We start from the raw sequence: 13235 nt of genomic DNA on the forward strand, positions 1-13235 counted from the left end.
TTGCCTACCGCCCCGCCTCGATAGAGGACGGCAACGAGGGAGAGCCGGGTTGGCGAGCGTAAGCGTTTCAGGTCTGGCGAAAAGCTTCGGCGACACGCATGTCCTCTCGCCGACCGATCTGACGATCGAGGACGGGGAGTTCGTCGTCATCGTCGGGCCGTCGGGCTGCGGCAAGTCGACGCTGTTGCGGCTCATCGCCGGGCTGGAGACGCCGAGCGCCGGCCGGATCGCGATCGGTGGCCGCGACGTCACCGATGCCGCGCCGGCAGACCGCGGCGTGGCGATGGTGTTCCAGTCCTACGCGCTTTACCCGCATCTGACCGTCGCCGGGAACATCGCCTTTCCGCTCAAGGTCGCCGGTCGCCCCAAGCACGAGATCGCCGAGCGCGTGGCCGCCGTCGCCGCGTCGCTCGACCTGACCGACCTGCTCGATCGCAAGCCGCGCGCCTTATCGGGCGGTCAGCGGCAGCGCGTCTCGATCGCCCGCGCGATCGTCCGCCAGCCGAAGGTGCTGCTGCTCGACGAGCCGCTGTCCAACCTCGACAGTGAATTGCGCGTGCGGATGCGGCACGAATTCGCGCGGCTGCACCAGCAACTCGGCGCGACGATGATCTACGTCACGCACGACCAGCTGGAGGCGATGACGCTGGCGAACCGGATCGTCGTGATGGCGAAGGGCCGCGTCGAGCAGGTCGGCGCGCCGCTGGACCTCTACGCCCGCCCCGCCAATCTGGCGGTGGCGAAGGCGATCGGCTCACCGGCGATCAACCTGATCCCGGTGACGGTGGTCGCCCCGGACGCGGTGCGGCTTCCGGACGGCGCGATCGTCAACGTCGGCGCGCGCGGCGTGACGGGCAGCGTCGCGACGCTCGGTATCCGGCCGGAGCATCTGTTCGCCGCGGACGACGGGCCGATCGCCGGCGCGGTGGAGCTGTTCGAGCGGCTCGGCCCGCTGTCGTTCGCGCATCTCGGCACCCGCCCGGACACGATCGTCGCACAACTTCCGGGCGATCGTCGCGTGACGCTGGGCGAGCCGCTGCGGTTCGGGGTCGATCCGACCGACACGCACCTGTTCGATGCGGAGGGACGCGCGATCACCCCTTGATGCTGCCGCCCAGCAGCCCGCCGATGTAATAGCGTTGCAGCGCGAGGAACAGCAGCAGCACCGGCATCGTCGTCACCACCGCGCTCGCCATCATCAGCTCGCCGTCCGCCGCATGCTCGCGCGCGATGGCCGCCACCGCGACGGGCAGCGTGTACAGATGCTGATCCGCGAGCACGATCAGCGGCCACAGAAAGTCGTTCCAGCTGCCCAGAAACATGAACAGCGCCAGCGTAACGGTGACCGGCGTCAGCAACGGCAGCACGATCGTGCGGAAGATGCGCGCCTCGCTCGCGCCGTCCAGACGCGCCGCGTCGATCATCTCGTCCGGGATCGCCAGCGTCGCCTGCCGCACGAACAGCACTGCGAAGATGCCCGCCAGCGACGGCAGGATCACGCCCGCATAGCTGTTGATGAGGCCAAGCTGCTTGAAGATCAGGAACAGCGGCAACATCGCCACCTGCCCCGGCACCACCAGAGACGCGATCAGCAGCTTCAGCAGCCGTTCGCGCCCCCGGAACCGCAACTTGGCGAAGGCATAGCCCGCCGGCACCGTCAGCAGCAGGCCGAGCAGCGTCGACATCGCCGCCACGAACAGGCTGTTACCGATCGCCGGCACGATCCGGTAATCGAACCACGCGCCGTCGATCAGCCGCCGGGCGAGCAGTTCGTGATAATTCTCCAAGCTCCAGCGGCTCGGCCAGAATGGCGGCGGGAACGCATTCGACTCCCCGCGCGGCATGAACGACACCGTCACCATCCACGCCAGCGGCAGCGTCACGACCAATGTCAGCACCGCGACCAGCGCGTTGGTCAGGATCGCTCCGATCCTCAAACGGGACACTTTCACAGCCATTCGTACCGCCGCCCGATCCGCGCCTGCACGAAGGTCAGGATCAGGATCAGCACGAACAGCACGAACGCCACCGCCGATGCGCGGCCCAGATTCCACCAGGTGAACCCCTCCTGATACATGAAATACAGCACCGTCGTGGTGCTCTGCGCCGGACCGCCCAGCGTCATCACGTACGGCTCGGCAAAGATCTGGAGGAAGCCGGCGACGCTCATCACGGCGGCCAGCAGCAGCGTGGGCCCGATCGCCGGCAGCGTGACGTGGCGGAACCGCGCCCATCGCCCCGCGCCGTCCAGCCGCGCCGCCTCCATCAGGTCGCCCGGCACCGCCGACAGCGCGGCGGTGAAGACGATCATGTTGTACCCGAAGATCTTCCACGTCACGAAGATCAGGATCGCCGGGATCGACGCGTGCGGATCGCCCAGCCAGTCGACCGGGCCGATGCCGACCCAGCCCAGCGCATAATTGACCAGCCCGAACCGCGTGTTGAGCAGGAATCGCCAGACGACCGCGGTCGCGACGACGCTGGTGACATAGGGCGCGAACAGCAGCACGCGCCACAGCGGCTTCCACCGAACCGTCTTCGCGTCGAGCAGCAGCGCGGTCGCCAGCGACAGCCCAATCGCCGCCGGCACGCCGAGCAGGGCGAACAGTGCGGTGTTGCCGAGCGACCGCCAGAACAGCGGCGTCCGCGCGAGATCGGTGAAATTGCCGAACCCGACGAAACCGAGGTTCGACCAATCCGCCAGTGCGTAGAGGCTGTAGTCGGTGACGCTGAGCGCCAGCGCCAGCACGGTCGGCAGCACCAGCACAAGCAGGATGATCGCCAGCACCGGGGCGGTGAACATCCACGCGGCGCGTTCCTGACGCGTCATGCCAGCTTTCCCGCCTGCACCAGCGCACGGCGTTTGGCGAGCAATTGGTCAACGCGTCGGTCCATCGTCGCCAGCCCCTCGTCGATCGTCATCAGGTGGCGGACGACGCGTTCGGCAATCAACTGCACCTCGATGCGGACGCGCTCCCATTCGACGATGTTGGGGTCGACGGACAGGTCGAGCATCTGCGCCGCGAAGGGCGCCAGCGCGGGCGCGGTCAGTTGCGGGTCGGACCACGCACTGCGCCGGGCGGGCAGATTGCCGATCAGCGTCTGGAAGCGCAATTCCGTGGCCGCGGAGGTCATGTGCCGGACCAGCGCCCACGCTGCATCCGGCCGCGTCGAGGTGCGCGACACCGCCAGCGCCGCACTGACCCCCGACACCGGGCCGGGACCGCGCGGTCCGGGCATCCGCGCGACGCCCCAGCGATCGGCGGCGATCTCGCTACGGCGGCGATGCAGGTCGAGCAGCAGCGACGGGCCGCTCGGATAGATCGTGAAATACCCCTGAGCGAAGGCGGCCAGCGGGTCCTGCATCTCGGTCGACACGATCGGCGGCGCGAGCCCCTCGTCGAAGAGCGAGCGGTAGAAGGCCAGCGCCTCGCGAAAGGCCGGATTCCGGAAATTGCCGCGCGTATCGCGCTCGCGCAGCAGCGACGTGCCGGTCTGGCTGGCGAAGGTGAACAGCGCGTCCCACCAGTTCAACAGCATCAGGAACGCGTAATCGTCCGGTCGCCGCCGCTTCAGCCGCCGGCCCATCTCGCGCCAGCCCGCCCAGTCCTCGGGCGGTGCATCGTAGCCCGCGTCCGCGAGCAGGTCGCGGCGATAGAACTGCACCTGCGGCGCGACCGACCACGGCACCGCGTGTGAAACGCCGCGGTGCTCCACCGTCGCAAGCGTCGCGGGGAACAGGTCCGCGAGCAACGCTCCGTCGGTGACGGGCGCGATCGCGCCGACCAGCGCGAACTCCCCCACCCAGCCGTTCGGCAGCATCATCACGTCCGGCAGCGCACCGCCCGCATGCGCGGTCAGCAGCTTCTCGTGCGCGGCGGTCCAGGGCAGCGACTGCACCTCCACCGGAATACCGGTCGCGCGGGTGAAGGCGGGCATCAGGTGGGGCGAATAATCCCCCTCGTAACTCATCGCCCACAGCCGCAGCGCGTTCGGATCGCGGCGCGTGGTGCAGGCGGCCAGCCCGGTCGCCGCCGCCCCGGCCAGCACCCCCCGTCGCGTCACGCCGCCGCTGCGCTCGCGCCCGCACTTCATGCGCGCTTTGTGGCAGGCGATTTCGGCACCGGCCAGCATCAAGTGGTGATCCATGTTTCTTCGCGAGGATTTGGAAGCGTCCCGCACGATCCAGTTGATTGATCGCGTGACGTCAACCGTTCACGCGTGCGACGACGACGACGGCCAAGGGGCTGCGTCGGCAGGGGAAGACCACATGATCTCGTACCGTTTCCGCGCGTTGCTGGCCGGCACCGCCGCCGTGATCGCGATGCCGCTCCACGCCCAGACCGCACCTGCGCCCGCACCTGTTCAGGACAGTGCGGCCGAGGCCACAACTCCGGCAGAGCCGGAAGCCGCCGACATCGTCGTCACGGGATCGCGCATCGCGCGGCCGGACTTCGCCGCGCCCAACCCGATCGTATCCTTCGACGCTGCCAACATCCAGCAGTCGGGCAACACCAACGTCACCAACTTCCTGCAACGCGTACCGGCGCTGACCAATTCGGTCGACAGCACGCAGACGGCGGGATCGGACCGGCTGAATTCCCAGCCGTTCGGCGCAGCGGGGCTGAACCTGCTCGACCTGCGCGGTCTGGGGCCGGCGCGGACTTTGGTGCTGGTCAACGGCCGGCGGCATGTCGCAGGCCAGATCAACTCCGCCGCGGTCGACATCAACTCCATTCCGACCGACCTGATCGAGCGGGTCGACGTGCTGACCGGCAGCGCGTCGGCGGTCTACGGCGCGGACGGCGTCACCGGTGTCGTCAACTTCATCCTGAAGCGCGATTTTCAGGGGGTGTCGGCGCGCAGCCAATTCGGCATCTCCCAGCGGGGCGACGCCGCCAACCGCTTCGCATCAATCCAGGCGGGGCAGAATTTCGGCAACGGCCGCGGCAACGTCACCGTCGCGTACGAATATAACGCCGACGATCCTCTGGCGAACGACGACCGGTCGTACCTGCGCCAGAACCGCCGCCGCTACCTGATCCCCAACGACGCCGATGTCGGCGACGACCCTAACGTGCCGGACAACGTGCTGCAGGGCGACCTGCGCTATCCGGGCGAATCGCCCTTCGGCCTGATCGATGTCGCCGGCACGCTGTTCCGGGGCGACGGCCAACTCTATAACCCGGGTACCCCCGCCGCCTTCTACGCCACCGGTGGCGACGCGACCCCGGTCGCGGGCTTCGTCGGCGACCTGTTGCCGCGCATCCGCCGCCACGGCGCGAACGTGCTGACGCATTACGACTTCAGCGACGCGGCCAAGCTGTCGCTGGAGGGCAAGTTCGTGCAGGTCCGGGCGACCACGTTCGACAGCCCGACCGGCAACTACCCGGCCACCTTCACGCTCGACAACGCATTCCTGCCCGCCAGCATCCGCAACGCCGCGCTTGCGGCTGGGCTGACCAGCGTATCGTCGGTGCGCGACAATCTCGACTTCGGCCGCCACGGCGAAAGCGACCGGCGGCAGACGTGGCGCGGTGTCGCCGACCTGACCGGCAGCATTTCCGATCACGCGACCTACGACGTGTACTACACCTATGGCCGCACCGATGTCCGCATCACCAAGATCAACGATCGGCTGAACGACCGCTATCTGGCGGCGCTGGACGCGGTAATCGATCCGGCGACCGGCCGCGCGACGTGCCGGTCGAACCTGAACCCCGCCGCGTTGCAGACGCCCGCGGTGACCTTCACCCCCGGCGCGGGCAGCGGCTGCATCCCGATCAACACCTTTGGTGCAGGCACCGCCGATCCCGCCAGCCTCGACTTCTTCCAGCTCGACAACAGCAGCGCGGCGCGGATCGAGCAGCATGTCGTCAACGCGTCGATCACCGGCGATCTCGGCCAGTTCTTCCGCCTGCCCGGTGGACCGGTGCAGTTCGCGACCGGCGCGGAGTATCGAAAGGAACGCAGCAGCTTCTCGCCCAACGATTACCTGACTCGCGGCCTGTTCTACCAGTATGACGAGTTCGTGATTCCGACGCCGTCGCGCGGCGCGTTCGACGTGTGGGAAGCGTTCGGGGAGGTCAACGCCCCGATCCTGGAGGGGAAGCGGTTCGCCGAGACGCTGTCGATCGGTGCGGCGGGCCGCTACTCCGATTACTCGACGATCGGCTCGACCCGCGCCTATCAGTTCAACGGCGTCTATGCGCCCATTCGCGACATCAGCTTCCGCGGCAGTTACGGGGAGGCGGTGCGCGCCCCCAATATCGGCGAACTGTTCACGCCGCTGACCGGGGCCAGCAGCTTCTTCACCGACCCCTGCTATCCGGAGCAGCGTGGCAACGGCACCGCCACGCGCGCGGCCAACTGCGCCACGCTGATCGCGGCGGCGGGCGGCAATCTCGCCGGCTTCACCGCCGCGAACAACCCCAATGCGGTGTCGTTCATCCCCGGATCGCAGCAGGGTAATCCCGATCTGCGCGAGGAGACGGCGCGGACCTGGACTGCCGGCGCGGTCCTGCGCCCGCGCTTCGTACCGGGCCTGACGATCGCGGCGGACTGGTACGATATCCGCCTGCGCAACGCGATCAGCACGCCTGGCGCGCAGACGATCGCGGAACTGTGCGTCGACCAGCCGACCGTCGACAACGTCTATTGCGCGGCGATCAGCCGGCAGCAGGGTACGGGCTATATCAGTGGCTTCACCGTGCAGCCGCAGAACGTCTCGCGCTTCCGCACCGCCGGCCTCGACCTCAACATCGCCTATCGCGTGCGCGCCGGCAGCGCCGGCGATTTCGATATCCGCTTCGTCGGCGGCTACCTGCACCGGCTCGATACGGTCGCGACGCCGGGTGCGCAGGTCGAGGATCAGGTCGATCAGCCGGGCCGGCCCAAATACAACTTCGTCTTCTCGCCCAGCTGGACGCTGGAGGGGCTGACGCTCAGCTACAATCTGCGCTGGTTCGATCGCGTCCGCCGCTTCTCGAAGAACACGACCGACAACAATCCCGATTACGCCCCTGCCGACCTACTGCGCTATAACGCGCTGTGGCAGCATGACGTGCAGGTCCAGTATGCGCTGCCGAGCGGCTTCGCACTGTATGGCGGCGTCAACAATCTGGCGGATCGCAAGCCGGACGAGGACAGCTACGATTTGCCCATTCCCTCGCTTGGCCGGTATTTCTACATGGGAGCCAAGGTCCGTTTCGGCGGGCGTTAACCCCTCTCCTGCCAAGCGACATCATGCCTCACAACGATCCGATCCCGCTCGCCCCCGTTCTGCCCGCCTATGACGTTGTCATTCCGTGTTTCGACCGGGCGCATGTCGTGGCGGATGCGGTGGCGAGCGTCCTCGCGCAATCGCAGCCGCCCGCGCGGATCGTGATCGTCGACGACGGATCGCGCGACGCCGGCGGCACGGTTATCCGCGCCCTGGCCGCGCGGCACGCCAGCGTCGAGGCGATGGTGCTGCCGCGCAACGGCGGTGCGTCGAACGCGCGCAACGTCGGCGCGGCGCTGTGCTCGTCGCCGTGGATCGCGTTTCTCGACAGCGACGACGTGTGGCTGCCGGGCGCGGCGGCGGCGCTACTCGCGTGGCCGGTGACGGAGACGGCGGACGTGATCGTCGGCCGCTTCGCGCGGGTCGAGGGCGGCGGCGCGCCGGGGGAGCCGGAATGCGGCTGGGACGGCGGCGATATCCGGCGCGCGCTGGCGACCGGCGGGGTAATCGGGCCGAGCTGGTCGATCGTCCGCAGGGCGACGTTCGACACGGTCGCGGGCTTCGACCCCAGCTTTCACAACTGCAATGACTGGGACTACTACACCCGCGCCGCCGCCGCCGGCGCGACCTTCGCGCGGATCGGACAGACCGTGGCGCTGTACCGCACGGTGGCCGGGCACCGGCTGGTCGCCGACCACGCCATCGGCGCGAAGAACGCCGCGCGGGTGCTGGCGCATCCCTATCTGGCGGATCTCGTCGCCGGCTGACGGCTTTAGTGCCGGCTGACGGCTTCAGTGGATGTGGCGGTAGAGTTCGCGCTCCTCGCGCGCGATCCGGTCGCTCAGTGCCGCGACGACCGCCTGCGTCTCAATGCAGAAGGCGGGCCACTCCGCCTCGATCCGAGTCGCCGACCAGCTCGCGACATAGGCGTTATACGTCGCGGCCAGTCCGCCCATGTCGTCACTGAACCGCTCCGCCAGCCGCGCCGCGACCGGGTCCGACCCATTCTTCAGCTTCGGGTAGAGCAGCTTGTCCTCCTTCGCGAGGTGCAGCAACAGCTTGCGCGTCAACTGCCACCGCACTCCCGCTACCCCGGCCACGTCGGGACGGTCCGACCGCGCCTGCGCCCCGAGTGTGGCGGCAAGCCGCGCGAGTTCGGCATGTTCCTGCGATAGATCGGCCCTGCTCAGCATGCTTCGCTCCCCTGACCCCCGACTGTTGGCCGGCCAGCTTGCGAAGTCGTTAAACAGCCAGAACGATGCTATTCGACGCAGGGAGGGGACGACTTGATGACGATCACCATCACCGCGTTCGAGGCCTCGCCGGATCGGGGTCGCGGGCTGGCGCGCGACATGCCGGTGCGCTGGGCGCTGGAGGAGGCGGGGCTGGCGTACGACGTACAGCTCCTGTCATTCGCGGCGGTGAAGGCGGCGGAGCATCGCAGCGCGCAACCCTTCGGCCAGATCCCCACCTACCGGGACGGCGACCTGACGCTATTCGAGTCCGGTGCGATCGTGCTGCACATTGCCGAACGTCATGCCGGGCTGCTGCCCCACGACGCCGATGCGCGGGCACGGGCGATCGCGTGGATGTTCGCGGCGCTGAGCACGATTGAGCCGCCGATCGTCGAACGCTCCCTCGCAACGCTGTTCGAGCAGGATCGAGCGTGGTTCGCGGAGCGGCAGGCGATGCTCGACGCCCGCGTACGGACGCGACTGGGCGACCTGTCCCGCCGCCTCGACGATACGGAGTGGCTGGACGGCGGATTCAGCGCGGGCGACCTGTTGACGATCGCGGTCCTGCGGCGGCTGAAAAGCTCCGGCCTGCTGGACGAATACCCGAACATCGCTGCCTATGTCGCGCGCGGAGAGGCGCGGCCGGCGTTCCGGCGGGCATTTGCGGCGCAGCTGGAGGTGTTCGAACGCAACGCTGCGGCCGGCTGACTACCACGCGAAGAACAGCCCCACCCCCGCACCGATCTGGATCGCGGCGATGACGCTCAGCTGCGTGGAGAAAGGCTCCTTGCGCGTCTTGTGCCGATAGAGGCGACGCGCGGCGAACGCGCCCGGCGACCCACCCAGCAAGGCGAGGCCGAGCAGCTCGCTTTCCGGCGTGCGGCGGCGGCCCTGGATCGCAGCGTGCTTGTCGTGCCGGAAACAGCGCATCGTCCAAAGGTTGATGGCCACCAGCCAGACCAGGATCAGGGTCGGCATGTCACCGCCGCCCCCGTACCGCCAGCATCGCCAGCCCACCGCCGACCGTCAGCACCGCCAGCACGATCAGCACGGCATCGAAATCGGTCGGTGTCGCCAGCCACCAGGTCAGCAGCGGCCCCAGCAGCGACGGCAGCGTATTGGCCAGGTTGAGCAGGCCCAGATCGCGCCCCCGCCGCCGCGGGTTCGGCAGCAACTGCATCGCGAACGCCGAATGCAGCGACAGGAACACCGCATGCCCCATCACGAACAGCCCGAACATCGTCGCGCCGACGATCGCGCCCTCCGCCCCCGCCATGCCCAGCAACCCCGCCGCAGCCACCACGGCGGCCCCGAGCAGGAACGGCTTGCGGCGGCCGACGCGGTCGGACACCCGCCCGACCAGCACCGCCACCGGCAGCGGGGCGATGAAGGCGATCGTCAGCAATTGCCCCGCGCGCGTCGCGACCGTGGACGAATCCTCGACCGGGGACATCCCGCGCAGGTAATAGAGGAGGTAGACGAACAGCACGCCGCTCGCGACCTGCACCAGCAGGCGCGCGCCGAGTGCCACGATCAGGTCGCGGTCGTCGAGCGCCGACGCGGCCACCTCCGCTTCGGCCACCACCACCGGCGCGGATCGGCGCATCATCAGCGGCAGGAAACAGGCCGCGATGGCGACCGCGACCGCGGCGAGCCGGCCAATCTCCCCCAGCACAAGCGTCGCGACGACCGCTGCCGAGAAAGCGGAGGCAACGGGATTGCCCAGCGCCAGCAGCCCGCCGGCGACGCCCTTGTCGCGGTCCGGCACCTCCTCCGCCATCAACGCGAACAGGGGTGACAGCAGCGCGTTGACCGCGATCTGGAACACCACGATCGCCAGCACCAGCGCCACCGGCGTGGCGGCAATCGCGACCAGCGCATAGGAGGCGATCGTCGCCGCCAACCCGGTCGCCATTCCGGCGCGCCGGCCACGTCCCCGCTCCACCGCGCGGTCGCCGAGCCACCCGAACACGATGTTGGAACCGCTGGCGGCGAGCGATCCCGCGACGACCGCCGCGGTCAGCACGCCGATCCGCGCATTGCCGGCGATGACGTCCACCTTGATCGGCAGCAACAGCGTCAGCAGTGGCAAATACGCGATCACCCCGCCGATGTTCGCCAGCGCGAACGCCGCCAGCAAACCGACCGATCGCCAGCGTGGCCTGTCCAGGGTCGTCTCGTGCAAGCCTTGCTCCCGCCGGCGATCATCGCGTCGCCATGACCGCGACTGTCGGCGCATCCACGGTGAAATACCACCCGTGACCGTGCAGGAACCTGACGGGAAGTCAGGGCTTCTATCGTCTCGAAGCAACGAAAAAGGGGATTGCCGTGACGAAACCTTTCCTCGCCGGACTGGGTCTGCTCATGTTGGCCGCAGGTCCGGCGGCTGCGCAGGACGCCTATATGTCACTGATGGATTTCTCGACGCAGAGTCAGGCACTGACCAGCAGCGTCATCGACGGCCTGTCGGTCGAGGAAACCGCGCGTGGCGAGCGGCGTGGTCGATCAGCCCGGGCATCGACACCGCGCCAGCGCGCCGCCAGGACCAGCGCCGCCACGCCCCGAGCGTCCGATGCGCGGCTGCCGTTCGTCAGCACGCCCGCGTCCCGGAAGCGCGCCGTCGACGCCTATCTTGCCGGGGTGGCCCGCAGCAGCCCCAAGGAAGCGGCGGCGATCACCGCAGGATTTCAGGGGCGCGACATCACGGGCGAGATGCAGGCGGCGATGCGCAAGCCCGGGCTCGACGCGAACGACACCGCCGACATCATGGCGACCTTCCTCGCGATCGGGTGGGAGACGATCACGGGAGGCGACGCGACACAGGCGCAGATGAAGGGGCTGCGGCGTCAGGTCGCGGGCAACCTCCTCGTCAATCCCGCCATGAAGAACCCGGACACACGGACCCGCGTCGGCGAGGAACTGAAGGTCTCCGCCTTCGCGGTCGGCACTTCCGCCGCAGCCGCCAAGCGCGACGGGCGGCTGGAGTCGTTCCGGCGTGGTATCGCGCGATTCTACCGCCAACAGACCGGGCTCGACCTTGCCCGGCTGCGCATGACGCCGGCGGGGCTGGTGCCGTAGGCCGAGGAGCCTCTAACCTGCATCAAGTTATTGATTTTACATGGACATTTGCGAAGGCCGAGACGTTCGGGGGGTTGGTTCAACACTGCACGATAAGGAGCGCCGCATGGCCACCCTCCCCAACGACGTCGTCCAATCGCTGTTCGTCACCGGCCTGAAGAACGTCCACGGCGTCGAACATCAGGCGCTGGCGCTGATCGACCGCCAACTCGACCATCTCGCGGATTATCCGGAGGTCGAAGACGCGCTCCGCCGCCACCGCGGCGAAACCGAGCAGCAGATCCAGCGCGTCGAGGAAATCCTGTCCGGCTTCGGAGAGACGCATTCGGCGGTAAAGGATTTCGCGCTCTCGATCTCCGGCAACCTCGCCGCGCTGGCGCATGTGTTCGCGCCCGACGAAATCCTGAAGAACAGCTTCGCCAACTACGCGTTCGAGAATTTCGAGGCAGCGAGCTACACGTCGCTGATCGCGCTGGCGGAGGCGGGCAGCTTCGGTGGACCGACCGCGCTGTTGCAGACGTCGCTGCGGGAGGAACAGGCGATGGCCGCCTGGATCGACGAGCACAACGCACCATTGACGCTGAAATACGCCGCCCGCCGTGCCGCCGGGGAGACGGCCAGCCATTGAGCGACACCCCTACGCGCCATGATCTGGCGCTGGCCCTCAGCGGCGGCAACGCGCTGGGGGCCTATCATGGCGGCGTTTACGAGGCGCTGCACGACCGCGGACTGGAGCCGGACCGGGTGGCGGGTGCCTCGGCCGGCGCGATCGTCGGGGCGCTGATCTGCGGCAATCGTCGCGATGAGCGGCTGGCGGCGCTGAGATCGTTCTGGCGGCCGGCATCCGGACCGCCTCTTTTCACGGCGGCCGAGACGCTGCGCCGGTCCGCCGCGGCGGCCACCGCGGCGGCGGCCGGACGGCCCGGCCTGTTCACACCGCGCGCCATGACGATGAACATGGAGCCGCCCAGCCTTTACGACACCGCACCCCTCGCGCGCTCGCTGGAGCAGTCGATCGACCTCGACCGCCTGAATAGCGGATCGCCACGGTTCACCGCGACGGCGGTCGATCTCGAAAGCGGCGAGGACGTAATGTTCGACACCGCGCATGATCCGCTGTCGATCGCGCATCTGCGGGCGAGTTGCGCGCTGCCGCCGGCGTTTCCGCCGCAATGGATCGGGGGTCGCCTGATCGCGGATGCGGGCGTCTCCGCCAACCTGCCGCTCGATGCGGTCCTCGCAGATTCCGCGAAACGACCCTTGCTCTGCATCGCGATCGACCTGTTGCCCCTCCACCGGCCCGCCCCCACGACGGTGACCGAAGCCGCCGAGCGCATGCAGGACCTGATCTTCGCGACGCAAAGCCGACGGGCGATCGCCGCGTGGCAAGCGGTGTTCGACGAACGCACGCGACGCGGCGATGCTGCGTCGGTGACGCTGCTGCACATCGCCTATACGGATCAGGACGAGGAGGTGGTCGGCAAGGCGTTCGATTTCTCGCCTGAATCGGTGCGCGCTCGCTGGCTGTCGGGGCAGCGCGACATGCAGCGGGCGCTCGCCGATCTCGACGCCGGCCGCATCGCGATCGGGGAGCCGGGGCTGACTGTCTACGCGGCCGACCCGGCGGCATCCGGTCCGCCGTTTCTGCGAAGGGTTCGTTACGATCTCGCCCCGCGGCCATTTCGCCCTGCAGGGTAAGC

Annotated in this window: 13 protein-coding genes; 7 read left to right on the forward strand and 6 right to left on the reverse strand. The window is 68.5% G+C overall.

Going from position 1 to position 13235, the window contains the following annotated elements; translation table 11 throughout:
• Window positions 1–49 precede the first annotated feature (49 nt).
• Window positions 50–1105: an ABC transporter ATP-binding protein gene (locus ILT43_RS19705; RefSeq protein ID WP_204199654.1), complete on the forward strand. Its 1056-nt coding sequence runs from the start codon at window positions 50–52 to the stop codon at window positions 1103–1105.
• On the opposite strand, the gene ILT43_RS14300 is transcribed toward ILT43_RS19705, so the two are convergent.
• Genes ILT43_RS14300 through ILT43_RS14310 form a run of 3 tightly spaced genes read right to left on the reverse strand, consistent with a single transcriptional unit; the run spans window position 1095 to window position 4149 of the window.
• Window positions 1095–1946 carry an ABC transporter permease subunit gene (locus tag ILT43_RS14300; RefSeq protein ID WP_204199655.1) on the reverse strand — a complete coding sequence of 284 codons (852 nt, stop codon included), beginning with the start codon at window positions 1944–1946 and terminating at the stop codon, window positions 1095–1097. The genes ILT43_RS19705 and ILT43_RS14300 overlap by 11 nt on opposite strands.
• A gap of 2 nt (window positions 1947–1948) precedes the next feature.
• Window positions 1949–2830: a carbohydrate ABC transporter permease gene (locus ILT43_RS14305; RefSeq protein WP_204199656.1), complete on the reverse strand. Its 882-nt coding sequence runs from the start codon at window positions 2828–2830 to the stop codon at window positions 1949–1951.
• Window positions 2827–4149 (reverse strand): extracellular solute-binding protein, encoded by a 1323-nt coding sequence (locus ILT43_RS14310; protein WP_204199657.1) that lies wholly within the window; start codon window positions 4147–4149, stop codon window positions 2827–2829. Before ILT43_RS14310 ends, ILT43_RS14305 begins: the two co-directional genes overlap by 4 nt.
• Window positions 4150–4270: 121 nt before the next feature.
• On the opposite strand from ILT43_RS14310, the gene ILT43_RS14315 reads away from it, so the two are divergent.
• Both ILT43_RS14315 and ILT43_RS14320 read left to right on the forward strand, forming a co-directional pair.
• Window positions 4271–7222, forward strand: a complete 2952-nt coding sequence (locus ILT43_RS14315; RefSeq protein WP_204199658.1) for a TonB-dependent receptor plug domain-containing protein — start codon at window positions 4271–4273, stop codon at window positions 7220–7222.
• Window positions 7223–7245: 23 nt separating this feature from the next.
• Window positions 7246–7989: a glycosyltransferase family 2 protein gene (locus tag ILT43_RS14320; RefSeq protein ID WP_204199659.1), complete on the forward strand. Its 744-nt coding sequence runs from the start codon at window positions 7246–7248 to the stop codon at window positions 7987–7989.
• Window positions 7990–8013: 24 nt separating this feature from the next.
• On the opposite strand, the gene ILT43_RS14325 is transcribed toward ILT43_RS14320, so the two are convergent.
• The gene (locus ILT43_RS14325) at window positions 8014–8415 is read right to left on the reverse strand and encodes a hemerythrin domain-containing protein (RefSeq protein WP_204199660.1); all 402 of its coding nucleotides are present in this window, start codon (window positions 8413–8415) and stop codon (window positions 8014–8016) included.
• Window positions 8416–8511: 96 nt separating this feature from the next.
• Here ILT43_RS14325 and ILT43_RS14330 point away from each other — a divergent pair, with 96 nt between their 5' ends.
• Window positions 8512–9165: a glutathione S-transferase family protein gene (locus tag ILT43_RS14330; protein ID WP_211534555.1), complete on the forward strand. Its 654-nt coding sequence runs from the start codon at window positions 8512–8514 to the stop codon at window positions 9163–9165.
• Here the strand turns inward: ILT43_RS14330 and ILT43_RS14335 are convergent, their stop codons facing one another.
• Window positions 9166–9435, reverse strand: a complete 270-nt coding sequence (locus ILT43_RS14335) for a DUF1294 domain-containing protein (RefSeq protein WP_204199662.1) — start codon at window positions 9433–9435, stop codon at window positions 9166–9168. It abuts the gene before it with no gap.
• A gap of 1 nt (window position 9436) precedes the next feature.
• A complete protein-coding gene (locus ILT43_RS14340; protein WP_204199663.1) occupies window positions 9437–10642 on the reverse strand; it encodes an MFS transporter in 1206 nt (401 codons plus the stop codon).
• Between the two features lie 143 nt (window positions 10643–10785).
• On the opposite strand from ILT43_RS14340, the gene ILT43_RS14345 reads away from it, so the two are divergent.
• The 3 genes from ILT43_RS14345 to ILT43_RS14355 all read left to right on the forward strand — a co-directional run bounded on the left by ILT43_RS14345 (window position 10786) and on the right by ILT43_RS14355 (window position 13233).
• On the forward strand, window positions 10786–11535 hold the full coding sequence (locus ILT43_RS14345) for a DUF6683 family protein (protein ID WP_204199664.1): 750 nt from the start codon (window positions 10786–10788) through the stop codon (window positions 11533–11535).
• Window positions 11536–11641: 106 nt separating this feature from the next.
• Window positions 11642–12163 carry a ferritin-like domain-containing protein gene (locus tag ILT43_RS14350; protein WP_204199665.1) on the forward strand — a complete coding sequence of 174 codons (522 nt, stop codon included), beginning with the start codon at window positions 11642–11644 and terminating at the stop codon, window positions 12161–12163.
• A complete protein-coding gene (locus tag ILT43_RS14355) occupies window positions 12160–13233 on the forward strand; it encodes a patatin-like phospholipase family protein (protein WP_204199666.1) in 1074 nt (357 codons plus the stop codon). The genes ILT43_RS14350 and ILT43_RS14355 overlap by 4 nt, the downstream gene beginning before the upstream one ends.
• Window positions 13234–13235: the final 2 nt, after the last annotated feature.

It is taken from the genome of Sphingomonas longa, assembly GCF_016892685.1.
GTDB classification, from domain to species: Bacteria; Pseudomonadota; Alphaproteobacteria; order Sphingomonadales; family Sphingomonadaceae; genus Sphingomonas; species Sphingomonas longa.